Below are 24,342 nucleotides of genomic sequence, written 5' to 3'. Positions count from 1 at the left end.
TCACGCCAGCCGGAACGCCCGCACCAGCACCGCGGCCTGGGCCGGGCGCAGGCTGTGCAGGGTGCCGACGAGCACCAGCCGGTTGAGCCAGGCATGCGGCCCCTCGGGCGCCGTCACCTCGATGGTGGAGAACCGGTAGTCCGGCGCGCCGTCGCGGCCGGGATCGATCAGGACCTGGTTGCGGACGGTCAGGATCGCCCCGTCCTCGGCCTGCATCTCGTAGAGGGCGTCGAGGCGCCGGACGCCGTCCTTGCGCACGAGCTGCCGATCCGCACCGCCGGGCAGCACCGTGCCGCGGATCCGCGGACCCTGGAAGCGCCCGCCGGTGATCGGCACGATCCGGCGCTCGCCGAGCGGCGAGTCGCCGAGGGAGACCAGCGGGGCGATCTCGACCACGGCCTCGTAGACGAACTCCGTGCGCGGCGGCACCAACGGCAGGTCGGAGAGGGGGCCGGCAGGAGGGGCGGGCGTCTCCGCGGCCGCGGCCAGTCCCGAGAGGCCGAGACCCGACAAGGCGGCACCGGCGAGCGCAGCACCGGAAACGAGCAGGGCCCGACGGTCGGGGTGCGGCGCGGCACGGTCCGGCATGGCGATTCTCTCCCTGGTCCTTGTCTCCGGCGATGATGCGCCCGGCCGGCAACCGGCGACAGGGGGGCCGGCATCCTGCCGCAGCGTTCCACCCGACGAATTGCCCCGGCCGCGCTTGACGGGCTCGACCCGTCCGGGCCGAGTGGCGGACGCGAAGCCGGGCCGGGCGCGCGACGGCCCGGCGGATCTCCGGGGCTGGGGGTTGCCGATGGGACGTGACGTCAAGCGGAGGGCGCAACCGCGTCGGCCGGTCCTCCGGCCCATCCTGGTCCTCGCCACATGTCTGTCCGGGCCGGCGCTCGCCGGGCCGCTCGCCTGCGGCGACCTCGCCGGGCTCACCCGCCCGGACCTGCGCATCGACCGGGCCGAGGCGGTGCCCGCCGGCACCCTGCCGGCCGACAACCCGGCCCGTGCCGCGCTCACCGGCGCCGCGCGGGCGAAGGCGGCGCTGCCGGCCCACTGCCTCGTCGAGGGCACGATCGACCCGCGCACCGGCGCCCGGGGCGTACCCTACGGCACCGGCTTCCAGCTGCGCCTGCCGGACGCCTGGAACGGCCGCTTCCTGTTCCAGGGCGGCGGCGGGCTCGACGGGGTGGTCGGCGAGGCGTTGGGCGCGATCCCGGTCTCGGGAGCGACGGCGGCGCCGGCCCTGCTCAGGGGCTACGCCGTGGTCTCGACCGATTCCGGCCATCGCGGCCGCGACAACGCCGACGCCGCCTTCGGCCTCGACCAGCAGGCGCGGATCGACTTCGCCTACGGGGCGGTCGGCACCGTGACGCGGGAGGCCAAGGCCCTGGTCGCGGCCCGCTACGGCCGGCCCCCGGCACACGCCTACTTCATGGGTTGCTCCAACGGCGGCCGCTCGGCCCTGATGGCGGCGACGCGCTTTCCCACCGCCTTCGACGGCATCGTCGCCGGCGCCCCGGCCTTCCGCCTGAGCCGGGCGGCCCTCGCTCAGATCTGGGACACGAGGAGCTTCCTCGCCGCCGCTCCGAAGGACCCGGAGGGCCGGCCGATCCTGGCCGAGGCGTTGAGCCCCGCCGACCTGACCCTCGTGGCCGACGCGGTCTTGAAGGCCTGCGACGCCGCCGACGGCCTCGCCGACGGGTCGGTCGAGGCGGTCTCCGCCTGCCGCTTCGATCCGGGAAGCCTCGCCTGCCCGGGGGAGAAGACCGCGACCTGCCTGAAACCCGCGCAGGTCGAGGCCCTGCGCCGCGCCTTCGGGGGCGCCCGGGACGGGCAGGGCCGCCCGGTCTACGCCTCCTGGGCGTGGGATCCGGGAATCGCGGCACCGGGCTGGCGGGCCTGGAAGCTCGGCACCTCGCGGACCGCCACGCCCGACGCCCGCAACGTCACCCTCGGGCCGGCCGCGATCGCGAACTACTTCCTCACCCCGCCCGATCCGGGCTTCGACGCGCTGCGCTTCGACGTCGACCGCGACACCCCGCGCATCGCCGAGACCGCCGCGCTCAACGACGCGACCGGCACCTTCCTGTCGACCTTCACGGCCCGCGGCGGGCGGCTCCTCGTCTACCAGGGCGTCGCCGACCCGGTCTTCTCCGCCCGCGACCTCGTCGACCACTGGCAGGACCTCGCCCGCCACAACGGCGGCGCGCAGGACCTGGCGGCCGCGGCGCGGCTCTTCCTGGTGCCGGGCATGACCCATTGCGGCGGCGGGCCGGCGCTGGACGACTTCGATCCCCTGAGCGCGATCGAATCCTGGGTCGAACGGGGCGAGGCCCCCGACCGGCTCATCGCCCGCGGCACCGCCTTCCCGGGCCGCACGCGCCCGCTCTGCCCGTTCCCGCAGGAGTCCCGCTACCTGGGCGGCGAGCCCGACCGCGCCGAGAGCTTCGCCTGCCGGGCACCCTGACGAGCCCGGACGTTTCGCGCGGCGGGCTTAACCCGCCCGCAAGCCCGGCCCGCTAAGCAGAAGGCTCGCGCGGCGCGGTTCGGAGCGGCGGAATGGCGGCCGGGGCATCTCTCGGCGAGGCGGAGGCCGGCGGCAGTGCCGGCACCGCGCTCGCGGTGTTCGGCGTTCGGATCGCCGCGGCGGCCTGCGCCTTCGTGGCCCAGGTGCTGATGGCCCGGCTGATGGGCGGCGAGGAATACGGGATCTTCGCCACGATCTGGGTCTGGACGGCATTGCTCGGCCACGCCTCGACCTGGGGCCTGTCCCAGGCCGCCTGCCGTTTCCTGCCGACCTACCGGGCGCAGGGCGCCGCCGGGCCGGAGCGCGGATTCCTCGTCTTCGGCGCGGTCTTCTCGCTCGCCGCCGCCTCGGTCCTGGCGGCGGCCGGCGCCGGCACGCTCTGGCTGCGGCCCGGCCTCGTGGCGGAGGCCTACCGGGCGCCGGTTCTGGTCGCCGCGCTGGTTCTGCCGCTCTTCGCGCTCCAGGATTTCTGCGAGGGCGTGGCGCGGGGCCGCAACTGGACGCTGCTCGCCGTCGTGCCCCCGTACCTCCTGCGCCAGGGCCTGATCATGGCCCTGATGCTCGCCGCGGTCGGGTTCGGCGCCCCGGCGGAAGCCGGGATCGCGGTCGCCTGCACGCTCGCCGCCACCGCCCTGTCGCTGGCGGTCCAGGCGGGCCTTCTCGCGGGGCGCCTGTGGGCCGAGCAGCGGCCGGGCCGGGCACTCTATCCGTGCGGCGAGTGGCTGCGCGCCGCGCTGCCGATGGCGCTGATCGATCTCGCCGGCTCCGGCTTCAACTTCGTCGACGTTCTGGTGCTCGGCTTCCTGCTGCCGCCCGCGGAGGTCGGGGCCTATTTCGCGGCGACGCGGCTGCTGCAATTCGTGGTCTTCGTCCAGTACGCCGCCTCCTCGGTCACCGCGCAGCGCTTCGCGGAGGCGCAAGCGCGGGGCGACCGGGCCGGGCTCGAGGCCCTGGTGCGGCGCTGGTCGCGGCTGACGCTGCTGGCGACGCTCGCGACCGGGCTCGGCGTGGTCGGGGCGGGGCCGCTGCTGCTCGGCCTGTTCGGGCCCGATTTCCGCGCCGCCCTGCCGCTGCTCGCCATGCTGGTGGCCGGCCACGGGCTCGCCGCCGCCTGCGGGCCGGCGGAGGATTTGCTGACGATGCTGGGCGGCGAGCGCGCCTGCGCGGCCGTGACCATCGGGCTGCTCGCCGTGGCGGTGCTCCTCACCCTGGCGCTGGTGCCGCTGCTAGGCCTCGCCGGGGCGGCGCTGGCGGCTTCCCTCGTCACCGCCGGCCGCGGCGCCGTGCTCGCCCTCCTGGCCTATCGCCGCCTCGGCCTCCTCACCCCGGCCTTCGCCCGATGAACGCGCCCGTGATCCCCCTGCCGACGCCCGCCCTCGCTGCCATGACCGGCGAGGCCATGACTGGCGAGGCGATGGCCTGTACGGTCACGACGCTCGCGGCCCTCTCCCGCGAGCCCGCCGCCTGGGATGCCCTGGTGGCCGGCGCGGACCGGCCGACGCCGGACTATTCCCGGCGGGTGCTGGAGGCGCATCGCGACAACGGCCTGGCGCCCGCGGACCTGCCCTGCCTCGCGGTGCGGCGCGGGCCCGATCTCGTGGCCTTGCTGCCCTACCGGATCGGGCGCGGGCCTCTCGGGTGGGGCCGGGTCGCGCGGCCCTTCGCATCCCCGTACCTCACGGTGACGGCGCCGCTGGTGGTCGCCGGCCCCGACGGCCCGCCCGCTCTCGCGGCGCTGGCGGCGGGGATGCGCGGCCTCGGCTGCCCTTGGTGGTGGCCGCTCCTGCCCACCGAGGACGGCGCGGGGCCGGCCTTCCTCGCGGCGCTCGCCCGCGACGGCTGGGGCCGCGCCGAGATCTCGACCTTCCAGCGCCCCGTCCTCGACCGGCGCGCCAGCCACGACGCCTTCCTAAAGGGCCATCCGCACAAGGGCCGGCTCAAGGATCTGCGCCGCCGCCGGCGCCGCCTGGAGGAGGCCGGTCTCCTGTCGGTCGAGGCGGTCGGGCCGGACGGCGACCTCGCGGGCGCGGTGGCGGAGTTCCTGGCGCTCGAACGGCGCGGCTGGAAAGGACGGGCGGGCACCGCGCTCGCCTGCCGGCCGGGCACCGCGGGCTTTGCCCGCGACGTCTTTCGCGCCGGCGACGGGCCGGTGGCGGCGCGCGCCGACCTCCTGCGCCTCGACGGGCGGGTGGTCGCGGCGAGCCTCGCTCTCGTCTGCGGCGGCACCGCGATGCTGCTCAAGACCGCCTACGACGAAGACCTGCGCCAGCTCGCCCCCGGCGTGGTGCTGGAGGCCGAGATCGTCCAGGCCCTGCACGAGACCCGCTTCGCCGACCGGCTCGATTCCGCCACCCTGGCGAGCGCGGTGCTGGACGATCTCTACCCGGAGCGGACGCGCATCGCCGAGACGATGCTCTCGCCTCCGGGCGGCCCGGCGCCGTCGCGGCTCGCCGACCGGGCGAGACGGCAGCACGCCGCCAAGGCTTGGCTCAAGGCTTGGCTCAAGGCGCGGCTCGCCCGCCTGCGGCGGCGCTGATGTCCGGCTCGCGGGCCGCGTCGGGGTCGCGGAGCGCGTCGGCCTCGCGGGCCGCGTCGGCCTCGCGCCAGCCGACCCGGGCCTGCGGCTTGGCATCGGTGGAGGCGAAGTAGGGCTTGATGTCGAGGAGCGGCGTGCCGTCGAGGCAGTCGAGGCCGCGCACCCGCAAGCAGGCGCCCTCGATGCCGAGAAGCTCCACCACCGAGACGGCGATCGGGTTCGGCCGGGCCGGCGAGCGCAGCGCGAAGGTGCCGCGGGGCGCCGGGGCGTGGCGGGGTTGCTGCGCCACGAGGTTCCGGGGCGCCCGGTCCATCCAGTAGAGCACGATCAGGTGGGTGGTGCCGGACAGCTCCCGCAGGGCGGGGGCGAAACGCGGATCGACCTCCAGGGTGCAGACCGCGTCCGACTGGCCCGAATTGCGCGGGCAGGCCGTGCGCTCGGTCCAGGGCGTGCGCACCCGTCCGACGAAGTAGAGCCCGGCATCGAACGCCGCGGGCAGCGCGACCGTCTCCTCGCCCGGCCGCGGCCCGAATTCCGTCTCCGCACCGTTCATCGCGTCACCTCGCTTCCTCGAAACACGCAGGAGCCGGGTCGCCCCGGAGCGGCACCCGGTATAGGCTGGCGCGCAGGACATCAGGGAGACCGACCGCGTGTTCGCCGACGAGCTGAGACCGATGGAGACGGTGGCCGACCCCGAGACGGCGGTCGATCGCCTGGCGAGCCTGCACACCGCCGCCACCGGGAGCCTGCGGGACGCGCTGAACCGCTTCCTCGCCGAGGGCGTGCCGCCCGATTCCGCCGAGCGGCTGACCTTCCGCTATCCCGAGCTGCGCCTGACCTACCGGCCGACCGGACCGATGCCGCGGATCTCCCGCGCCACCGCGAAGTTCCAGGGCCCGGGCGTCTTCTCCACCACCCTGACCCAGCCGGGCCATTTCCGCCCCTACCTGCTCGAGCAGCTGCGCCCGCTGGTGCAGGATTACGGCGCCACGATCGAGGTGGGCCTGAGCGCCCAGGAGATCCCGTACCCCTACGTCGTCGAGCCGGGGGCGGAGCTCGCCCGGGGCGTGACGTCGAGCGACCTCGCACGCCACTTCCCGACCCCGATGCTGTCGAGCGTCGGCGACGAGATCGCCGACGGGCTGTGGCTCGATGCCGACGACGAGGTGCGGCCGCTCGCCCTGTTCGACGGGCCGCGGGTCGATTACTCGCTGCGCCGCCTCGTCCACTATACCGGGGCCGACTGGCGCCAGATCCAGCCCTGGATCCTGCTTACCAACTACCACCGCTACGTCGACCAGTTCGTGCGCGTCGGCCTCAAGGCGCTGGTCGACGAGCCGGAGCGATACGCCCGCCTCGTCCTGCCCGGCGGCATCTCGGTCGAGGCCGGGGAGGCGGCGGGCGCCCAGGCCGAGGCGCTCATCGCCGCCTCGCCCTGGCACCGGTTCCAGATGCCGGCCTACCACCTCGTCGCCCGGGACGGCCAAGGGCAGCCGGGGCAGGGGACCAGCCTCGTCAATATCGGCGTCGGGCCGTCGAACGCCAAAACCATCACCGACCACTTGGCGGTGCTGCGGCCGCATTGCTGGCTGATGGTCGGCCATTGCGGGGGCCTGCGCCAGTCGCAGACCATCGGCGACTACGTGCTGGCCCACGGCTACCTGCGCCGCGACCGGATCCTCGACGAGTTGGTGCCGCCCGACGTGCCGATCCCGGCGCTTGCCGAGGTCCAGGTCGCGCTCCAGGAGGCTGCCGCCAGCGTCACCGGCGAGCGGGCGGAAGCGCTGAAGCAGCGCCTGCGCACCGGCACCGTCGTCACCTACGACGACCGCAACTGGGAGCTGCGCTGGTCGCAGGAGCGACGGCGAATCAACCTGTCGCGGGCGATCGGCGTCGACATGGAGAGCGGCACCATCGCGGCGCAGGGCTACCGCCTGCGGGTGCCCTACGGCACGCTGCTCTGCGTCTCCGACAAGCCGCTGCACGGCGAGATCAAGCTGCCGGGCGCCGCCAACGCCTTCTACGAGCGGGCGGTGGGCGAGCACCTGCTGATCGGGCTCGCCACCCTGGACGCCCTGCGGCGCAACCGGCACGGCCTGCACTCGCGCAAGCTGCGCAGCTTCGACGAGCCGCCGTTCCGGTAACGGAGACGTCGGCAACGGAGACGGTGGCAACGGAGACGTTGGCAAAGGAGACTTGGCGCGTGGCGTCCCTGCCGATCTCTAACAGCCGCCACGTCGCGATCGCGGAGGGCGGCGCCACCCGCGTCGTCGCGGTGGCCGACCTCGCCGCCTCCCTCGGTGCCGAGGCGCTGATCCGCCTGCACGAGGCGGATTTCGCCGCCCTCGCGGCCGTGGAGCGCGATCTCGTCCACTTCAACCTGGAGCGGACGATCAACCGCGCCGGCACGCGCTACGCCCTCCTGCCGATCGTCCGGCCCGGGCGGCGCCGGCCCGGCGGGCCGGAGGAGCTGCCGGTCCTCGACCCGACCCGGTTTCGCACCGGCCTGTGCGTCGCGGTGCGCCAGGGCGTGCCGGTGGCGGCGGTGACGCCGGACCTGTTCGCGATCTCGCTGCCGACGATCCGCGACGCGAGCGCCCTGGCCCAGGCCCTGGTGCGCCGCTACGCCGAGCTGTTTCCCGATCTCGGCCCGGACGACCTCGTCCGGCGCGGCTGCGCGATCACGCGGCTGCGTCTCGACGCTCCCGGTCGGATCCCGGGCGCCGAGCCGGCCTGATCGGCCGGCCGAGATCGCGGGCGGCCCGAGTCGCGGGCGGCAGAAGTCGCGGGCGACGACGTGAGGCTCAGTCGATCCGCCGCAAGCCTTGCGCGAACCGCTTGGCGTTGGCGACGTAGCGGTCGGCCGAGGCGCGCAACCCCGCGACCGCCGCCTCGTCGAGGACCCGCACGGCCTTGGCGGGCGCGCCGACGATCAGGCTGTTGTCGGGAAATTCCTTGCCCTCGGTGACGAGGGCGTTGGCGCCGACGAGGCAGTTGCGGCCGATCTTCGCGCCGTTGAGGATCGTCGCCCCCATCCCGATCAGCGAATTGTCGCCGACCGTGCAGCCATGCACGATGGCCCCGTGCCCGACCGTGATGCCCTCGCCCAGGGTGAGGGGGAAGCCCGCATCGGTGTGGAGCACCGCACCCTCCTGGACGTTGGTGCGGTCGCCGACCGTGATCGGCTCGTTGTCGCCGCGGATCACCGCACCGAACCACACCCCGACCTCGCGGCCGAGCCGCACCCGCCCGATCACGTGGGCATCCGGGGCGATCCAGGCGCTGCCGTCCTCCGGCACGACCGGGCTGACGGTGTCGAGGGCGTAGAGCGGCATCGGATCCTCCGGGTGGTTTGCCCTCCCTTTCGCATGGCGAGAGGGCGGCGTCAGCCCGGAGCGGGGCGCTTCACACCGAGCCGACGGTCTTCAGCCGCGCCCGCGGGTGGATCTCGGCCTGGCTCATCACCGGCGTCTCGCGGCGGAAGCGCTCGATGATCGAGCGCACGAAGGGCCGGGCCTGGACCGAGGTGACGAGGACCGGCATCTCGCCGATCCGCGCCGCCTCCTCGAACCGGTCGCGCACGGTGGTGACGAAGTCCGAGAGCTTCGAGGGCTGCATCGCCAGGTGGCGCTCGTCGCCATGGCCGACGATCGCCTCCATGAAGGCGCTCTCCCAGGCCGGCGACAGGGTGATGATCGGCAGGACGCCGCCCGGCCCCTGGTACTGGGCGCAGATCTGGCGGCCGAGGCGGGCGCGCACGTGCTCGACGATGTCGCGCGGGTTCTTGATGTGGCCGGCCACCTCCGCGATGCCCTCCACGATGGTGCCGAGGTCGCGGATCGAGACCCGCTCGGAGAGCAGGTATTGCAGCACCCGCTGGATGCCCGTGGTGGCGATCTGGCTCGGCACCACCTCCTTGAGCAGCTCGCCGTGCTCCTTGGGCAGCTCCTTGAGGAGCTTCTGCACCTCGACGTGGTTGAGGAGATCCGAGACGTGGGCCTTGATCACCTCGGTGAGATGGGTCGAGACCACGGTGGCGGCATCGACCACGGTGTAGCCCTTGAGCTGGGCCTCGTCGCGCAACGCCGCGTCGACCCAGGTCGCCGGCAGGCCGAAGGTCGGTTCCAGGAGGTGCTGGCCGGGCAGCTGCACCTGGCCGCCCATCGGGTCCATCGCCATGAACTGGCCCGGGAAGATCTGGCCGGTCCCGGCCTCGATCTCCTTGACCCGGACCACGTAGGTGTGGGCCTCGAGCTGGACGTTGTCGAGGATGCGCACCGAGGGCATCACGAAGCCGAGCTCCGCGGCGAGCTGCCGGCGCAGGGCGCGGATCTGGTCGGTGAGGCGGTCCTGGGCCACCGGCCCGTTGACGAGGGGCAGGAGCGCGTAGCCCATCTCGAGCTTCAGGTCGTCGAGCTTCAGGAGGTCGGCCGCCGTCTCCTCCTTGGCTTCCGCGGCGGTGGCCTCGGCGGCCTTGTCGGCCGCGGCATCGGCCTGCGCGGGGGTCGGCAGGAGGGCGATGCGCCGGGCGAGGTAGGCGGCGCCGAACCCGAGCGCGAGGAAGGGCAGCATCGGGATGCCGGGCAGGAGCCCGATCAGGATCATCACCGCGGCCGACATGCCGAGCGCCTTGGGGTAGTTGGCGATCTGGCGCCCCAGCGCCCGGCTCGCCGGCCCGCGCACGCCGGCCTTGGAGACGAGGAGGCCGGCGGCGGTCGAGACCACGAGGGCCGGGACCTGGCTCACCAGGCCGTCGCCGACGGTGAGCAGCGTGTAGGTCTTGCCGGCCTCCGCGAAGGTCAGGCCCTGCTGGGCGACGCCGATGATGATGCCCCCCACCACGTTGATGACCGTGATGAGGAGCGCGGCGATCGCGTCGCCGCGCACGAATTTCGACGCGCCGTCCATGGCGCCGAAGAACGAGGATTCGTCCTCGAGCGACTGGCGGCGCGACCTCGCGGTCTTCTCGTCGATGAGGCCGGCCGAGAGGTCGGCGTCGATCGCCATCTGCTTGCCGGGCATCGCGTCGAGGGAGAACCGGGCCGCGACCTCGGCGATGCGCCCCGAGCCCTTCGTGATGACGACGAAGTTCACGATGATCAGGATCGCGAAGACGATGATCCCGATCAGGAAGTTGCCGCCCATCACGAAATGGCCGAAGGCCTCGATGACGTGGCCGGCCGCCGCCGTGCCCTCGTGGCCGTGGCCGAGGATCAGCCGCGTCGAGGCGAGGTTGAGCGCCAGCCGCAGCATCGTGGTGATGAGCAGCACCGTCGGGAAGACCGTGAACTCGAGCGGGTTCTCGATGAACAGGCCGGTCATCAGGATCAGGACCGACAGGATGATCGAGACCGCCAGCAGGAGGTCGAGCAGCAGGGCCGGCAGCGGGAAGATCAGCACCACCAGGATGGCGAGCACCGAGACCGCCAGCACCAGGTCGCTGCGGCGCGTGAGCGCGACCAGATCCGCCCGCGACGGCAGCGCGAAGATGCGGCCTGCGCCGAGGGCCTCCGTATCGCTCATCTCGGTCCGCACTCCGCCACCACCCGGCAATTCCTGCCGGGTTCGTGGTTAGGGAATGGTTAACGAGGCCGGAGGCAGCCGCCGGGGCCGGCCGTCCGGCGCGCCGGACGGGTGGGACGCCGCATAATAATCCACCTGCGCGTGGAACGATTTTCATGTTCTAATTTTGTGCATCGCACCATAAAACACAATGCAATTTCGCGCTGCGACGATCAAGCTCGGCCATTCGAGCTATATTGTCCGCAACAGGCTTCGGTCACGACCATCCTCCTGCGGAACCAAGACGCTCGGCGATGATTGAGATGGCATCGATCGCTCAGACAAGGTTCGAGGAGACCATGCGCAAGACCCTCATCACCCTCGCGGCCCTCGGCATGCTCGGAGCCGGCGCGGCGCAGGCCCAGACCACCGTGACGGGCGACCCGGCCCGCGACGCCAAGCCGAGCACCCAGTCGCAGGGCCAGGAGGCGGTGACCCGGCCCAACACCGACATGATGGACAAGACCAACCCGGGCACCACCGGCACCGTCGCTACCAACGCCAAGCTCGAACCCGGCGCCAACAGCTTCACCGAGGCCCAGGCCCGCAGCCGCATGGAGCAGGCCGGCTTCAAGGACGTGAAGGAGCTCAAGAAGGACGATCAGGGCATCTGGCGCGGCCAGGCCATGCAGTCCGGCAACACCGTGATGGTCGGCCTTGACTTCAAGGGCAACGTCTCGACCGCCCGCTAAGCCCGCTCCGCCGACCCCTTCCTCTCCCCGAACATAAGGACGACGCCCATGGCGACCCGTACCATCACGGCCCTGTTCGACAGCTACGACGACGCCTCCGCGGCGGTGCGCAAGGTGGAGGCGGCGGGCGTGCCGCACGCCGACATCAGCATCGTGGCCAACAACCAGGGCGACCGCTATTCCGGCCATATCGGCCAGCGTGACGCGACCGTGGCCGGCACGACGACGACCGGCGAGACCGCGCACGACGCCTCGAACGGCGCCGGGGCGGGCGCCTCGCTCGGCACCGTGCTCGGCGGTGGCGCCGGCCTTCTCACCGGCCTCGGCCTCCTCGCCATCCCGGGCGTCGGCCCGGTGGTGGCCGCGGGCTGGCTCGTCGCGACCGTGACCGGCGCCGGCGTCGGCGCGGCGGCGGGCGGCCTGATCGGCTCGCTGACCGGCGCCGGCCTCAGCGAGGAGCACGCCCACAGCTACGCCGAGGGCGTACGCCGCGGCGGCACGCTGGTGACCGTGCGGGCCGACGACGTCCATGCCGACCGGGTCTATTCGATCCTCAAGGAGCACGGCTCGGTCGACATGGACGACCGTGCCAAGACCTGGCGCCAGGACGGCTGGACCGGCCGCCACGACGAGACCGCCCCTTCGATGACCAATCCGGCCGCGGTGGCGGGCGGCTCGTCGGCGGTCGGTGCCGCCGGCAGCACCACCACGGGGCTCAACACCGGCGGCATGCCGTTCGCGGCCGGCGCTTCGCCGACCACCCAGCGGGTCGATGCCGGCCTGCCCGGCACCACCCGCGAGCGGAACATCGGCATCGAGGACGAGCTGCCCCCGGCCCGTCAGCCGATCGGCACCGAGCGGCGCTGAGATCGATCGTCGGTCACGGGTTGAAGAACGCGGCGGCAGGGGCGACCCTGCCGCCGCTTCCTTGTGCGGCTTTGGAGCCGCAGCACCTGCGAACAAACTCGTTCGACGATGCGGGGCTTGTCCGAGATGCGCGTCGACGCCGATGCGCCGGACGCTGCACCATCGAGGTGTCGATGGCGACGCGCCACGCCGTCATGTCTCGCCGCCTCCCGCCGGCCCGGCGAAATCCGCCGCCCGCTCGGCGAGGTCGTCGAGGTTGCGGCGCAATTGCTCCAGCGTGAAGGCGAGCCAGAAGATGCGGCCGACGCCGTCGGTGGAGAGCGTCCGGGTCACTTGGCGCCGGCGCATCCCGTCGATGGCGTCGCGGTAGCCGGCGATCGCCGCCGCCAGATCGGCGCCGTCGCCGGTCGGCCGATGTCCCGCGGCCAGCGCGTCGGCGAGGTCTTGCAGGCGCGACGCGGCGGCGTTCGCCGCCTGTCCCCAGGCCTGCGCGAGATGGACCCGCAGCACGTCCTCGTCGGATTCGGCGATGGCGCGGCGCAGGAGCACGAGGTCGTGGCGCAGGCGCGTCAGGGTGCGCAGCAGCGGATCCGGATCGGGGGCGGCGGAGAGCCGGCTGCGGCGCTCGCGGGCCGCCTCGCCGGCCAGGGTTTCCAGCCGCGCCAGGCTGCGGCGCACGGCCGGCGGCAGGGCCTTCACGTCGGGCGTCTCCTCCGCGTCGAGGCGGGCCAGCGCCGCGAGCTGGTCCGCGAGCAGCCGGGCGAGGCTCGCCGCCTGGCCGGTGACCGCCCGGGCGGCGCGGGCCGGGGCGACGAGGAGCGAGACCGCCAGCCCGATGACGCAGCCGAGCCCGATCTCCAGGATCCGGTCGAGGGCGAAGGCGAGGGGACCGAGCGTCGAGCCGGTGGTGGAGAGAAGCACGATGATCGCGGTGATCGGCGCGATGCGGAACCCCGCCGAGACCGCGGCCGCGACGGTGAGCGGCGCCACCGCGACGACGAGGGCGATCACCGTCGAGGCGCCGCCGTGATGCGGCAGCGCGAAGGCGACGGCGCCGCCGTAGCAGGCGCCGAGCACCGAGCCGAGGAACCGGTCGAGAGCGGCCTTGAGCGAGCCGCCGACGCTGCTCTGCGTGACGATCAGCGCCGTGATCACCGCCCAGTAGGCCTGGGGCAGCCCGAGGGATTCGGCGAGCAGGAAGGTCGCGAGGCTCGCCGCAGTCATCCGCAGGCTCTGGGTCAGGCGCGGGCGCTGGCGGGTGAGGAAGCGGGCGAGGGGTCCCGGGCCGTCCGGAGAAGAAGCCATGGCAGGGTCAGAGCCGGTGCGGGCTCCACGAGTCAACCACTCGCCGACCGCCCGCGGCGGGATCGCGCCGTCATCCGGGCTTTACCGGACCCGTGCGATGTCCGTACGACAGAACAATTGACGACGACGCGAAGGTCAGGGCGGTGACGATGCGCAAGATCGTGGGTGTTGTGGGTGTTCTGGCGGCGCTGGCGGCTGGCCCGGTGCAGGCGCGGCCGCTGGCGGCGATCAAGCAGGACGGCACGCTGCGGGTCGGATTGACCGGCGACTACGCGCCCTATTCGCTGCGCCTGCCCGACGGCAGCATCAAGGGCGCCGACGTGACCATGGCGGACGAGCTCGCCCGTGCGCTCGGCGTCAAGGTCGAGATCGTGCCGACGACCTGGAAGACCCTGAAGGACGACCTCCTGGCCGACCGCTACGACGTCGCGATGGGCGGGGTCAGCGTCACGCCCGACCGGGCTTCGGTGGCCGATTTCTCGGTGCCGGTGCTGACCGACGGCAAGCGCCCGATCGTGCGCTGCGGCGACAAGGGCCGCTTCGTCACGATCAAGGACATCGACAAGCCGGAGGTCCGCGTCGTGGTCAATCCCGGCGGCACCAACCAGCGCTTCGCCGATGCCAACTTTCCGCACGCCTCGGTGCGGGTGTTTCCCGACAACCGCGCCATCTTCAAGGAAGTGGCCGAGGGCCGCGCCGACCTGATGGTCACCGACGGCGCCGAGGTCGACTACCAGTCGCGCCTGCATGCCGGCGTGCTCTGCCCGGCCGCCGTGCCCGACACCTTCGATAAGGCCGACAAGGCCTACTGGATGACCCGCGATCCGGCGCTGAAGGCGGCGGTCGACGCGTGGCTGGGCAAGACCCTGAAGAGCGGCGCCTACCAGAAGGCGCTGGCGAAGGCGGCGGAGTAGGATCCGGCTCCGATCGGATCGGCTGCGCGCGACGTCTCTGCGTCCCCATTTCCGATTCACGACGTCATCCCGGAGCTCGTCGAAGACGAGAACCGGGATGCCTGATCACGGACGGCATGGGAGAGGAGCGGGGATCGTTCCGCCCCGTCCCGCATCGTCGGAGTCGATGAATCCCGGGCTTCGCTTCGCGGCCCCGGGACGACCAGCAGGATGTCGGGACCGTCTTCGGGTCCCGGCATCACTCAGTACAAGAACCTGCCTCAGTGCAGGAACCCGATCGAGATCCAGGGCACCAGGATCACCACCACGAGGCCGACCAGCAGCGCCGTCATGTAGCCGATGATCGGCCGGATGCCGGCATCCGGATGGATCCGGCTGATCGCGCAGGCGGCGTAGTACCCGACCCCGAAGGGCGGGGCGAACAGGCCGACGCCCATCGCCAGGATCACCACCATCGCGTAATGCACCTCGTGCACGCCGACCTGGCGGGCGATCGGGAACAGCAGCGGGCCGAACAGCACGATCGCCGGGATGCCCTCCAGCACCGAGCCGAGGATCACGAAGGCCACCGCCGACACGACCAGGAAGCCGAGCGCACCGCCGGGCAGGCTCTTCATCATCACGGCGAGGCTCTGCGAGAAGCCCGACTGCGTCAGCGCCCAGGCCATGCCGGTGGCCGCTCCGATGATCAGCAGGATCGCCCCCGACAGGGACGCGGTCGAGACCAGCATCGGATAGACCCGGCGCCAATCGAACTGGCGGTAGATCAGGAGGCCGGCGAGGATCGCGTAGACGATGCCGATGGTCGAGACTTCCGTCGCGGTCGCGACACCTTCCACCACCGCGGCGCGGATGACGAAGGGGAGCGCGATGGCCGGGAAGGCGATGACGAGCGACTTCAGGATCTCGCCCTTGGTGGCGCGCCGGACGTGGCTCAGGTCCTCGCCGCGGTAGCGCCACCAGACCAGCATGCACAGCGTGATGCCGAGCACGACGCCGGGCAGCAGGCCGCCGGTGAAGAGCGCGGTGATCGACACGCCGGTCACCGACCCGATGGTGATGAGCACGAGGCTCGGCGGGATGGTCTCGGTCTGGGCGCCGGTGGCGGCGAGCAGCGCGACGAGGTCGCCCTCCTTGGCGCCGCGCTTCTTCATCTCGGGAAACAGGACGGGCGCCACCGCCGCCATGTCGGCGGCCTTGGAGCCGGAGATGCCCGAGACGAGGTACATCGCGCCGACCAGCACGTAGTGCAGGCCGCCGCGGACGTGGCCGAGCATGCTCGCCAGGAAGCCCACCATGGCCTTGGCCATGCCGGTCATCTCGATCAGCAGGCCGAGGAACACGAAGAGCGGCACGGCGAGCAGGATGAGGTGGCTCATCCCCTCGTCCATGCGCCCGACCACCACCATGGCGGGGGCCCGCGTCGTCAGCATCAGGTAGCCGAAGGTGGCGAGCCCGAACGCGAAGGCGATCGGCACGCCGGTGAAGACGAGCGCACCGACGCCCAGCACGAAGAAGATCAGCAGGTTCCAGTTGCCGAGGGTGCGAAGCAGCGGCTCGGCCAGCATCAGCGCCACGATGACGAGGGCGGTGACGGCGACCGCCCCGACCGCGTGGCGCCAGTCGGCGCACTCGATCAGGCGAAGCACCGCGACGACCAGCATCAGGCCGAAGCCGACCGGCAGGGCCGCGGCCCGCCAGGCATTGGTGATCTCGAGTGCCGGCGTCTGGACGAAGATCTCCTCGGCCGCGAACTCGTAGGCCGGATGCAGCAGCATCACCACGAAGGCGAGGCCGGCGGCGAGAGCCACCGCCTCCAGGAAGGCCTGGGTCTTCACCGAGGTCATGCTGACGATCGCGGTCATCCGCATGTGCTCGGCGCGGCGGTAGGCCACCACCGAGCCGAGCATCGCCAGCCACAGAAAGAGGATTGAGGCGAGCTCGTCCGACCACACGATCGGCGAGTGGAAGACGTAGCGGCTGACGACGCCGGCGAGCAGCACCACCACCTCGGCCACCACCAGGAGGGCGGCCGGGATCTCGATCAGCGGGCCGAGGGCTTTGTCGAGCGTGCGCGCCCAGGCACGCTTGGCGGAGGCCGCCGGCAATGCCGGCGTCTCCGTCGCGATATCGACATGCATCTCTCAGGCCTCCCTCAGGCCAGTTTGCCGGAGACGGCCTCGAGGTGCTCCCAGGCCGCGTCGCCGTACTTGCTCTTCCAGTCCTTGTAGAAGGTCGTGCGGCCGAGCGCATCGCGAAATTTCTGGCGGTCGACGTCGATGAAGGTGATTCCCTTGGATCCCAGCTCCTTCACCAGGGAGTCGTTGAGCTTGACGATGTCGGCGCGCTCGTCGTCGCCCGAGCGGTCGAGCTCGCGGGTCACGAGGGCGCGCAGGTCCTCGGGCAGGCGCTGGACGGCCTTCTTGTTGCCGAGGATCCAGTAGCCGTCCCAGACGTGGCCGGTCAGGCTGCAGGTCTTCTGCACCTCGTAGAGCCGGGTCGTGGCGATGATCGCCAGCGGGTTCTCCTGGCCCTCGAAGATCTTGGTCTGCAGCGCCGAGTACAGCTCGTTGAAGTTGAGCGGCGCGGCGCCGGCATCGAACGCCTTGAACAGCGAGGTCAGCATCGGCGACGGGGGCACGCGGATCTTGAAGCCCTTCAGGTCCTCCGGCGCCTTGATCTCGCGGGTCGACGAGGTGATCTGGCGGAAGCCGTTGTCCCACACCTTGGAGACGGCCTGGATCGGGGTCTTGGCGATCTGCTCGCGGATATAGGTGCCCAGCCCCCCATCCATCGCCTTCCAGACGTCGTTGTAATCCTTGAACGCGAAGCCGGTATTCGGCAAAGCCGCGGCGGGCACGAAGGTCGAGAGGATCGAGGTCGAGAGGTTGAAGAACTCGACGCTGCCGTTGCGCACCTGCGACAGCAGGTCGGTGTCGGAGCCGAGCTGGTTGGCCGGGAACAGCTTGATGTCGAGGCGGCCGTTCGAGGCCTCGCGGATGCGGTTCAGCGCTTCCTGCGCGCGGATATTGACCGGGTGGGTCGGGTCCTGGCCGGTGGCGAGCTTGTACTCGAACTCGGCAGCGCGAACCGGCCGGGTGAAGACCGTGGCCAGGGGGAAGGCGGCGGCACCGGCAAGCAGCGTACGACGGGAGACGGTGTGGCTCATGGGGGTTTCCTCGAGGAAAGGGGGGAACTGGGCCGGTTGGGCCGGCCTCTGGATGTGATGGTTGCGTCTGCAGCTGTCGCTACAGGATTCCGAGTGAAGCGCGGGTGTTACCCTCTCCCCGCGGGCGGGGAGAGGCTTTCGCCCCCCTTGTCGGGGGCGAAAGAAGCGGCGGCATCGCCGGAGCGAGGGTGAGGGGGTGTTTCCGGAAGAGTCTCGTCCGGAGGCACCCCCTCACCATCGGCTGCCGCCTCGCTTCGATGACGGCAAGGTCATCGAAGCCCTCTCCCCGCCCGCGGGGAGAGGGGATGCGCGCGACGCGCTGCGAAAAACATTGCAGCGCTCAGGTCGTGTGCTTGAACTACTGCATTCCGTTGAGCGCCCGGTACGACCCGATTACCTGGCTGTCGTCCTCGGCGCCCGCCCCACGGCCCGATGCCGCGAGGAAGAGCTGATGCGCCAGGGCGGCCAGCGGCAGGGCCGCCTTCTCGCTGCGCCCGGCCTCCAGCACGATGCCGAGATCCTTGACGAAGATGTCGACGGCGCTGGTGACGCGGGGGGCCTCCTCCAGCATCCGGGGCCCACGGTCGCGCAGCATCCAGCTCGACGCGGACGAGCCCGAGACGATCCCCAGCGCCGTCGCGCCGTCGATGCCGACCTTGGCCGCCAGCGACAGGGCTTCCGCCGCCGCCGCGAGGTTGACCCCGCAGAGGAGCTGGTTGACCGCCTTCATGGTGGCGCCCTGGCCGGGCTCGGGCCCGACATGGAACACTTTGTCGCCCATCGCCTCCAGCAGCGGCCTCGCCTGCGCGATCACGGCGGTGGGGGCCGCCGCCATGATCGTCAGCGTCCCGGCCTCGGCGCCGACGACCCCGCCGGAGACGGGAGCGTCGACGAAGGCCCGGCCGGTCGCGGTCACGCGCTTGGCGAGAGCCGCCACCGAAGCCGGCGGGCAGGTCGCCATCAGGACGATCACGGCATCCGGGGTCAGATGCTCCAGGGCGCCCGCCCCGAACAGGATGGCCTCCGCCTGGTCGGCGTTGACCACCATCAGCACCAGCGTCCCGGCGCCGTCCGCCGCCGCCGCGATCGTCTCGGCGGGGGTGCCGCCGGACTGCGCGAAGGCGCTCCGCCCCTCGGCCCGCACGTCGAAGCCGCGGACGGGAAAGCCGTGGCGCACGAGGTTGCGGGCCATCGGCAGGCCCATCGAGCCGAGGCCGACGAAAGCGACGGGGCGCTCGGCGCTCACAGCCATTCGCGGATGCTCCGCACCATGGCGCTGGTCGAGATGCCGTAGCGGTCGTGGAGGGTCGGCAGGGCGCCGGCATCCAGGAACTCGTCCGGCAGGCCGACCTGGCGGAAGGCCTTCGGCACCGTGCCGGTGCGCATCAGCAGCCCCGCCACCGCCTCGCCGAGGCCGCCGACGACCGTGTGGTTCTCGGCCACCACCACCAGGCGCCCGCCCTTGCCGGCCTCGCGCAGGATGGTCTGCGTGTCGAGCGGCTTGATCGTGGGCACGTGCAGCACCGAGACGTCGATCTTGTCGTCTCTCAGCGCATCCGCCGCCTCGAGGGCCCGCATGGTCATCAGGCCGGTCGAGATGATCAGGACGTCGTTGCCGTCCCGGATGGTCTTGGCCTTGCCGAGCTCGAATGTGTAGCCGTACTCGTCGAGCACCAGGGGCACGTTGCCCCGCAGGAGCCGCATGTAGACCGGCCCCTTGTGGTCGGCGATGGCCGGCACGGCCTGCGCGATCTCGTGCGCGTCGCAGGGGTCGAGGATCGTCATGTTGGGCAGGCCGCGGAAGATCGCGATGTCTTCCGTCGCCTGGTGGCTCGGGCCGTAGCCGGTGGTCAGGCCCGGCAGCGCGCAGACGATCTTGACGTCAAGATTCTCCTCCGCGATCGCCATGCAGATGAAGTCGTAGGCGCGGCGTGCCGCGAACACCGCGTAGGTGGTGGCGAAGGGCTGGAAGCCCTCGCGCGCCATGCCGGCGGCGGCGCTGATCAGGAGCTGCTCGGCCATGCCCATCTGGTAGAAGCGCTCGGGGTGCTTCTGGGCGAAGATGTGCAGGTCGGTGTACTTGCCGAGATCGGCGGTGAGCCCGACGATCTCCGGCCGCTCCTCGGCGAGCTTGGCGAGCGCATGGCCGAACGGGGCCGAGGCGGTGCGCTGGTCGGGGCCGGCGAGCGAGGCGATCATCGCCGAGGTGGTCAGGCGCTCACCCGTATTGGCCTCGGAGAGCCAGGCCGGGCGCGTGTACTTCGAGCGTTTCATGCGGGCCTCCCGGCATCCAGGATCTTGATCGCATCCTGCCATTCCTGCGGCTCCACCCGCAGGAAGTGGTTGCGCTCGCGCGCCTCCAGGAACGGGATGCCCTTCGCCATCTTGGTGTCGCAGATGATGATGCGGGGCTTCTGTTCGGCGCAGGCCTTGGCCGCGTCGAAGGCCTGGACCAGGGCGTCGATGTCGTTGCCGTCGACCCGCTGGACGTGCCAGCCGAAGGATTCGAAGCGCGACGCCGCCGGCTCGAAGCCGGTGACCTGCGAGGCCGGGCCGTCGGCCTGCTGGTTGTTGACGTCGACGATGGCGATCAGGTTGTCGAGCTTCCAGTGGCTCGCCGACCAGGCGCCTTCCCAGATCGAGCCCTCGCCGAGCTCGCCGTCGGAGATCAGGCAGTAGACGAACGAATCCGACTTCTTGCGCTTCAAGCCCAGGCAGAAGCCGACCGCGAGCGCGAGGCCCTGGCCGAGGGAGCCGCCGGTGATCTCCATGCCGGGGGTGTAGGCGGCCATGCCGGACATCGGCAGGCGGCTGTCGTCGGCGCCGTAGCTCGTCAGCTCGTCCTCGGGCAGGATCCCGGCCTCGAGGAGCGCGGCGTAGAGTGCGATGGCGTAGTGGCCGATCGAGAGCAGGAAGCGGTCGCGCCCCTCCCATTCCGGATCGTCCGGCCGGTAGCGCATGGCGTGGAAGTACGACACCGCCAGCACGTCGGCGATGCCGAGCGCCTGGGCGATGTAGCCCTGGCCCTGCACTTCGCCCATCAGCAGGGCGTTGCGGCGGATGCGGTAGGCGCGCTCGGCCAGCGACGGGCTGTTCTGCCCGGGTTCTGTGGCAGGCATGATGGTCGTCCTCAGTGGATCAGCATGCCGCCGTTCACGTCGATGACGGCGCCGGTGATGTAGGAGGAGAGGTCGGAGGCGAGGAACAGGCAGGCATTGGCCACGTCGTCGGCGACGCCGAGGCGGCCGAGTGGGATGCCCTTGGCGATCTCGACCTTCAGCTCGTCGGTGAGCTTGCCGCCGGTGATGTCGGTCTGGATCAGGCCGGGGGTGATGCTGTTGACCCGCACCGTGTCGGGGCCGAGCTCGCGGGCCATCGCCTTGCCGAGGCCCAGCACGCCGCCCTTGGCGGCGCTGTAATGCGGGCCGCCGAAGATGCCGCCGCCGCGCTGCGCCGAGACCGACGACATGCAGACGATCGAGCCGGATTGCTGCTTGCGCATCTGCGGCACCACCGCCTGGCTCATGTAGAGCGTGCCGCGCAGGTTCACGTCGAGCACCGCGTCGTAGTTGCCGGGCTCGATGTCCATGAACTTGAGCGGCTGGGTGATGCCGGCATTGTTGATCAGCACGTCGATGCGGCCGAAGCGGGCGACCACCTCGTCGGCGGCGGCCTGGCAGGCGGCCTTGTCGGTGACGTTGCAGGCGAGGCCGACGTGACCCTCGCCGAGCGAGCGCGCGGCCTCCTCGGCCTGGCCGGCATCGAGATCGAGGATCACCACCTTGGCGCCGTGGCTCGCGAAGAGCTTCGCGGTGGCGCGGCCGATGCCCCGCAGCGAAGCGGCGCCGGTGATCAGGCACACCTTGTCGGTCAGAAGCATGTCGTCCTCCCTGTCTGGCGGGCCGGTTGACGGCCCGCTTCGCGCACGAGGGAGCGACGTCGGCGCCGGGGTTCGTCCCCGCCTCGCCTCCCGTCCTCGACGGTGTCTCCCTCGTCTCGTTGCCGGGAGAGTGCCCCTAGGGCGGGTTCGCGACAAACGCGGAATTTGCAACCGAAGATGAATCGGATTCATCTGATCCGGATCTTCGGATCCTCACCATGCCGGCGCCGACGCCCCGAGGCGGCCGGCGGGCCGGTCCCAGCGCATCGGCACCCCCGCCAGCGCGAGCGGCGGATGCAGGCGAAGAGCCGGGCCCCAGGCGGTCGCCTCGGGCGCTGCCGCGAAGTCGTCCCGCCCGAGCGAGGCGGGGGCGGGCTCCGGCGGCGCGGCGGGCGCGGCGATCAGGAGGGCGGCGGTACGGGCGAGCGCGGTGCGCGCGAGGCAGCCCCGGCCCGTGGCGAGGCGCCGGGCGAGGCCGTGCAGGACCGCGGCCGCCATCACGTAGCCGGTGGCGTGGTCGAGGGCCTGGACCGGCAGCGGCACCGGACGGTCGGAGCCGGCACCGCGCATCCCGGCCTCGGCGAGACCGCAGCTCATCTGCACCAGGCTGTCGAAGCCGCGCCGCTCCCGCCACGGGCCGGTCCAGCCATAGGCGTCGAGGGAGACGTCGATCAGCCCCGGCCGCAGGCGGGCCCGGGCCGCCGCGTCGAGCCCGAGGCGTGCCAGCGCGTCCGGCCGGTAGCCGTGAACCAGCACGTCGGCCGACACGAGCAGCGCCACGAACCGCGCCCGCCCCGCCGGGTCCTTGAGGTCGAGGCGGGCGCAGGCCTTGCCGAGCGTCGTCTCCGGCAGGACACCCGGCTCGTCCCAATCCGGCGGATCGAGGCGCAGGACCGTGGCGCCGTAGCCGGCGAGGACGCGGGTCGCGACCGGGCCGGCGAGCACGCGGGTCAGGTCGAGGACCCGCAGGCCGGCGAGCGGCCGGTCCGGGCGGGCCTCCGCGAGGAGGCCGTCGGGCCCCGCCTCTCCGTCCTCCCAGCTCACCAGGGGCTCCCGCGCCACCGCCGCCCCCTGCGGGTGGGCGGCCCAGGCGGCGGCGGAGCGCATCGCGGCGGCGCAGCCGCCCGCCGCCACGATGGCGGCTTCGAGGGCGTCCGCCGTCCATCCCGCGACCGCCTCCGCCACCGCCGCCCGCTCCGGGGCGGATCCCAGCACCGACAGGGCCGCCGCACGGTGGTGCGGCGCGTTGGTGTGGAGCCTGATCCAGCCGTCGGCGGCCCGGTAGTCGCCGGCCACCGCGTCCCAGACCGGCGGCAGCTCCCAGCCCTGCGGCGCGAGCGAGCGGGCGAACCAGAGCGCGGCGAGGCGCCGGTCGACCGCGACGGCCGGTCGCTCGCCGAAGCGGGCGAAGACCAGCTCCGCCAGGGCGAGCCCCGCCGCCGCGACCGAGGCCGCCGCGAGGTCGCTGACGGGACACACCGAGGGCAGGGCGCCCGCGCCGGTCACGGCCACCGGCGGAGCGGCGCCGGCCCCGAGGGCGCGGCGGATCGCCGTCAGCAGCGCGTCGAAGGGTGGCGTCCCCGACGCGTTCGTGTCCGCGACATCGGTCATGGCCCCGTCCCCTTCGCCGAACATCCGGGTGACAGGAGCGCGCCGCGCAGGTCAGATCGTCAATCTTGATTCCTCTGATCAACCTGTGCCGTCGTGACCGCCTATCTCACCGCCGCGGACGCGGCCGCCCGCCTCGGGGTGAGCCGCCAGACCCTCTACGCCTATGTCAGCCGCGGCCTGATCGAGGCCCATCCGACGGACGACCCGCGGGTGCGGGCCTACGCCGCCGAGGCGATCGCCCGCCTCGCGGAGGCCCGCCGGCGGGGACGGCGCCCGCGGGACGTGGCCCGGGCCGCCCTCGACTGGGGCCTTCCGGTGCTGGAGACCGCCGTGACGCTGATCCGGGACGGCCGGCTGTTCTATCGCGGCACGGACGCCGTGGTCCTGGCGGAGACCGCGACCCTGGAGGAGACGGCGGCGCGGCTGTGGGACCTGCCGCCCGGCCCGGCCTTCGGGCCGGACGGGCCCGGGGCGAGGCCGCAGGGCGGCGATCTCCTGGAAGCCTTCGCGGCGGCGACGTCGGACGCGCCGACCGCCCTGGCGCAGGAGGATCCGGCCGGCCTCGCCGCCGGGTGCGGCGCCCTGGTCCGGATCCTCGCCGCCTGCGTCACCGGGGCCGCGCCGGACGCCCGCCCCGTCCATCGGCATTGCGCTGCCGCCTGGGGCCTCGCGCCGGCCGCGGCCGAGGCCGTGCGGCAGGCCCTGGTGCTGTGTGCCGATCACGAGCTCAACGCCTCCGGCTTCACCGCCCGCTGCATCGCCTCGACGGGCGCGAGCGTTCGGGCGGCGGTGGTCGGCGGCCTCGCGGCGCTGAGCGGCGGCCGCCACGGCGGCGCCACCGACCGGGTGGAGGCGCTGTGGGACGGCCTCGATCCGGCCGATCCGGGCACCGCCCTGCGGCACTGGATCGCCGGGCACGGGGACCTGCCGGGCTTCGGCCATCCGCTCTATCCGGCCGGCGACCCGCGAGCGGCGGTCCTTCTCGCGCCGCTCCTCGCCGACGATCCCCACCTGCGCGCCGCCGTGGCGGCGGCCGAGGCGTCGACGGGGGCGCGGCCCTCCCTCGATTTCGCCCTCGTCGCCCTGCGCCGGCATCTCGGCCTGCCCCGGGGGAGCGCGTTCGGCCTGTTCGCCCTGGGCCGCTCGGCCGGCTGGATCGCCCAGGCGCTCGAGCAGCGTCGGGCCGGCGGGCTGATCCGGCCGCGGGCGATCTATGTCGGGCCGGAGCCCTGACGGGCCCAAGCAGACTTGCGTTGGCAGGCCACACGGTACACGACATTGAAGA

Annotated in this window: 21 protein-coding genes; 9 read left to right on the top strand and 12 right to left on the bottom strand. The window is 72.6% G+C overall.

The features are described 5' to 3' along the window. On the bottom strand, nucleotides 1-588 hold the full coding sequence (locus QR78_RS13150) for a DUF3237 domain-containing protein (protein WP_048427975.1): 588 nt from the start codon (nucleotides 586-588) through the stop codon (nucleotides 1-3). Between the two features lie 208 nt (nucleotides 589-796). Between QR78_RS13150 and QR78_RS13145 the strand changes: the two genes are divergently transcribed. From QR78_RS13145 to QR78_RS13135, 3 genes are all read left to right on the top strand, one after another. After that, on the top strand, nucleotides 797-2,461 hold the full coding sequence (locus QR78_RS13145) for a tannase/feruloyl esterase family alpha/beta hydrolase (RefSeq protein ID WP_053220906.1): 1,665 nt from the start codon (nucleotides 797-799) through the stop codon (nucleotides 2,459-2,461). Between the two features lie 92 nt (nucleotides 2,462-2,553). Further along, nucleotides 2,554-3,864 carry a lipopolysaccharide biosynthesis protein gene (locus QR78_RS13140; RefSeq protein ID WP_048427974.1) on the top strand — a complete coding sequence of 437 codons (1,311 nt, stop codon included), beginning with the start codon at nucleotides 2,554-2,556 and terminating at the stop codon, nucleotides 3,862-3,864. An 8-nt stretch (nucleotides 3,865-3,872) separates the two neighbouring features. Further along, entirely contained in the window at nucleotides 3,873-5,057 is a 1,185-nt protein-coding gene (locus QR78_RS13135) for a GNAT family N-acetyltransferase (RefSeq protein ID WP_244276588.1), read from the top strand. On the opposite strand, the gene tsaA is transcribed toward QR78_RS13135, so the two are convergent. Then, nucleotides 5,023-5,610, bottom strand: a complete 588-nt coding sequence (gene tsaA, locus QR78_RS13130; protein ID WP_082172097.1) for a tRNA (N6-threonylcarbamoyladenosine(37)-N6)-methyltransferase TrmO — start codon at nucleotides 5,608-5,610, stop codon at nucleotides 5,023-5,025. The two genes, QR78_RS13135 and tsaA, sit on opposite strands and share 35 nt — an antisense overlap. Before the next feature lie 97 nt (nucleotides 5,611-5,707). On the opposite strand from tsaA, the gene QR78_RS13125 reads away from it, so the two are divergent. Continuing rightward, entirely contained in the window at nucleotides 5,708-7,201 is a 1,494-nt protein-coding gene (locus QR78_RS13125; protein WP_082172096.1) for an AMP nucleosidase, read from the top strand. Nucleotides 7,202-7,260: 59 nt separating this feature from the next. Next, nucleotides 7,261-7,794, top strand: a complete 534-nt coding sequence (locus QR78_RS13120; protein ID WP_048427973.1) for a hypothetical protein — start codon at nucleotides 7,261-7,263, stop codon at nucleotides 7,792-7,794. Nucleotides 7,795-7,861: 67 nt separating this feature from the next. Here the strand turns inward: QR78_RS13120 and QR78_RS13115 are convergent, their stop codons facing one another. Then, nucleotides 7,862-8,392, bottom strand: a complete 531-nt coding sequence (locus QR78_RS13115; protein WP_048427972.1) for a gamma carbonic anhydrase family protein — start codon at nucleotides 8,390-8,392, stop codon at nucleotides 7,862-7,864. A gap of 70 nt (nucleotides 8,393-8,462) precedes the next feature. After that, nucleotides 8,463-10,580 carry a flagellar biosynthesis protein FlhA gene (gene flhA / locus QR78_RS13110; protein WP_048427990.1) on the bottom strand — a complete coding sequence of 706 codons (2,118 nt, stop codon included), beginning with the start codon at nucleotides 10,578-10,580 and terminating at the stop codon, nucleotides 8,463-8,465. 338 nt (nucleotides 10,581-10,918) lie between these two features. Here flhA and QR78_RS13105 point away from each other — a divergent pair, with 338 nt between their 5' ends. Beyond that, nucleotides 10,919-11,311, top strand: a complete 393-nt coding sequence (locus tag QR78_RS13105; protein ID WP_048427971.1) for a PepSY domain-containing protein — start codon at nucleotides 10,919-10,921, stop codon at nucleotides 11,309-11,311. 48 nt (nucleotides 11,312-11,359) lie between these two features. Then, nucleotides 11,360-12,178, top strand: coding sequence for a hypothetical protein (locus QR78_RS13100; protein ID WP_048427970.1), 819 nt, complete (start codon nucleotides 11,360-11,362; stop codon nucleotides 12,176-12,178). Between the two features lie 192 nt (nucleotides 12,179-12,370). Here QR78_RS13100 and QR78_RS13095 read toward each other — a convergent pair whose 3' ends face one another. Next, nucleotides 12,371-13,483, bottom strand: a complete 1,113-nt coding sequence (locus QR78_RS13095; protein WP_048427969.1) for an FUSC family protein — start codon at nucleotides 13,481-13,483, stop codon at nucleotides 12,371-12,373. Between the two features lie 149 nt (nucleotides 13,484-13,632). Here QR78_RS13095 and QR78_RS13090 point away from each other — a divergent pair, with 149 nt between their 5' ends. Beyond that, the gene (locus QR78_RS13090) at nucleotides 13,633-14,397 is read left to right on the top strand and encodes a transporter substrate-binding domain-containing protein (protein WP_048427989.1); all 765 of its coding nucleotides are present in this window, start codon (nucleotides 13,633-13,635) and stop codon (nucleotides 14,395-14,397) included. Between the two features lie 260 nt (nucleotides 14,398-14,657). Here the strand turns inward: QR78_RS13090 and QR78_RS13085 are convergent, their stop codons facing one another. The 7 genes from QR78_RS13085 to QR78_RS13055 form a co-directional block, all read right to left on the bottom strand. After that, a complete protein-coding gene (locus QR78_RS13085) occupies nucleotides 14,658-16,538 on the bottom strand; it encodes a TRAP transporter large permease (RefSeq protein ID WP_048427968.1) in 1,881 nt (626 codons plus the stop codon). Nucleotides 16,539-16,552: 14 nt separating this feature from the next. Then, nucleotides 16,553-17,566, bottom strand: coding sequence for a TRAP transporter substrate-binding protein (locus QR78_RS13080; RefSeq protein WP_048427967.1), 1,014 nt, complete (start codon nucleotides 17,564-17,566; stop codon nucleotides 16,553-16,555). A 358-nt stretch (nucleotides 17,567-17,924) separates the two neighbouring features. Further along, complete coding sequence (locus tag QR78_RS13075) at nucleotides 17,925-18,812, bottom strand: NAD(P)-dependent oxidoreductase (RefSeq protein WP_202972728.1); 888 nt, start codon at nucleotides 18,810-18,812, stop codon at nucleotides 17,925-17,927. Then, entirely contained in the window at nucleotides 18,809-19,840 is a 1,032-nt protein-coding gene (locus tag QR78_RS13070) for a transketolase family protein (RefSeq protein ID WP_048427965.1), read from the bottom strand. The genes QR78_RS13075 and QR78_RS13070 overlap by 4 nt, the downstream gene beginning before the upstream one ends. Then, the gene (locus QR78_RS13065) at nucleotides 19,837-20,685 is read right to left on the bottom strand and encodes a transketolase (RefSeq protein WP_048427964.1); all 849 of its coding nucleotides are present in this window, start codon (nucleotides 20,683-20,685) and stop codon (nucleotides 19,837-19,839) included. Before QR78_RS13065 ends, QR78_RS13070 begins: the two co-directional genes overlap by 4 nt. Before the next feature lie 11 nt (nucleotides 20,686-20,696). Further along, a complete protein-coding gene (locus QR78_RS13060; protein WP_048427963.1) occupies nucleotides 20,697-21,446 on the bottom strand; it encodes an SDR family NAD(P)-dependent oxidoreductase in 750 nt (249 codons plus the stop codon). Nucleotides 21,447-21,659: 213 nt separating this feature from the next. Beyond that, entirely contained in the window at nucleotides 21,660-23,057 is a 1,398-nt protein-coding gene (locus QR78_RS13055; protein WP_082172176.1) for a CoA transferase, read from the bottom strand. A 93-nt stretch (nucleotides 23,058-23,150) separates the two neighbouring features. Here QR78_RS13055 and QR78_RS13050 point away from each other — a divergent pair, with 93 nt between their 5' ends. Next, entirely contained in the window at nucleotides 23,151-24,290 is a 1,140-nt protein-coding gene (locus QR78_RS13050; protein WP_048427962.1) for a citrate synthase, read from the top strand. Nucleotides 24,291-24,342: the final 52 nt, after the last annotated feature.

This window comes from Methylobacterium indicum (genome assembly GCF_001043895.1).
Taxonomy (GTDB): domain Bacteria; phylum Pseudomonadota; class Alphaproteobacteria; order Rhizobiales; family Beijerinckiaceae; genus Methylobacterium; species Methylobacterium indicum.
The sequence above is the reverse complement of the archived record's forward strand: the minus strand, read 5'-3'. Positions and strand labels throughout refer to the sequence as shown.

What these genes read in the sequence shown, in the direction of transcription:
- QR78_RS13150 (WP_048427975.1), bottom strand. Translation starts at nt 588, where the DNA reads ATGCCGGACCGTGCCGCGCCGCACCCCGACCGTCGGGCCCTGCTCGTT.
- QR78_RS13145 (WP_053220906.1), top strand. Translation starts at nt 797, where the DNA reads ATGGGACGTGACGTCAAGCGGAGGGCGCAACCGCGTCGGCCGGTCCTC.
- QR78_RS13140 (WP_048427974.1), top strand. Translation starts at nt 2,554, where the DNA reads ATGGCGGCCGGGGCATCTCTCGGCGAGGCGGAGGCCGGCGGCAGTGCC.
- tsaA (WP_082172097.1), bottom strand. Translation starts at nt 5,610, where the DNA reads ATGAACGGTGCGGAGACGGAATTCGGGCCGCGGCCGGGCGAGGAGACG.
- QR78_RS13115 (WP_048427972.1), bottom strand. Translation starts at nt 8,392, where the DNA reads ATGCCGCTCTACGCCCTCGACACCGTCAGCCCGGTCGTGCCGGAGGAC.
- flhA (WP_048427990.1), bottom strand. Translation starts at nt 10,580, where the DNA reads ATGAGCGATACGGAGGCCCTCGGCGCAGGCCGCATCTTCGCGCTGCCG.
- QR78_RS13105 (WP_048427971.1), top strand. Translation starts at nt 10,919, where the DNA reads ATGCGCAAGACCCTCATCACCCTCGCGGCCCTCGGCATGCTCGGAGCC.
- QR78_RS13100 (WP_048427970.1), top strand. Translation starts at nt 11,360, where the DNA reads ATGGCGACCCGTACCATCACGGCCCTGTTCGACAGCTACGACGACGCC.
- QR78_RS13095 (WP_048427969.1), bottom strand. Translation starts at nt 13,483, where the DNA reads ATGGCTTCTTCTCCGGACGGCCCGGGACCCCTCGCCCGCTTCCTCACC.
- QR78_RS13090 (WP_048427989.1), top strand. Translation starts at nt 13,633, where the DNA reads ATGCGCAAGATCGTGGGTGTTGTGGGTGTTCTGGCGGCGCTGGCGGCT.
- QR78_RS13085 (WP_048427968.1), bottom strand. Translation starts at nt 16,538, where the DNA reads ATGCATGTCGATATCGCGACGGAGACGCCGGCATTGCCGGCGGCCTCC.
- QR78_RS13080 (WP_048427967.1), bottom strand. Translation starts at nt 17,566, where the DNA reads ATGAGCCACACCGTCTCCCGTCGTACGCTGCTTGCCGGTGCCGCCGCC.
- QR78_RS13070 (WP_048427965.1), bottom strand. Translation starts at nt 19,840, where the DNA reads ATGAAACGCTCGAAGTACACGCGCCCGGCCTGGCTCTCCGAGGCCAAT.
- QR78_RS13065 (WP_048427964.1), bottom strand. Translation starts at nt 20,685, where the DNA reads ATGCCTGCCACAGAACCCGGGCAGAACAGCCCGTCGCTGGCCGAGCGC.
- QR78_RS13060 (WP_048427963.1), bottom strand. Translation starts at nt 21,446, where the DNA reads ATGCTTCTGACCGACAAGGTGTGCCTGATCACCGGCGCCGCTTCGCTG.
- QR78_RS13055 (WP_082172176.1), bottom strand. Translation starts at nt 23,057, where the DNA reads ATGACCGATGTCGCGGACACGAACGCGTCGGGGACGCCACCCTTCGAC.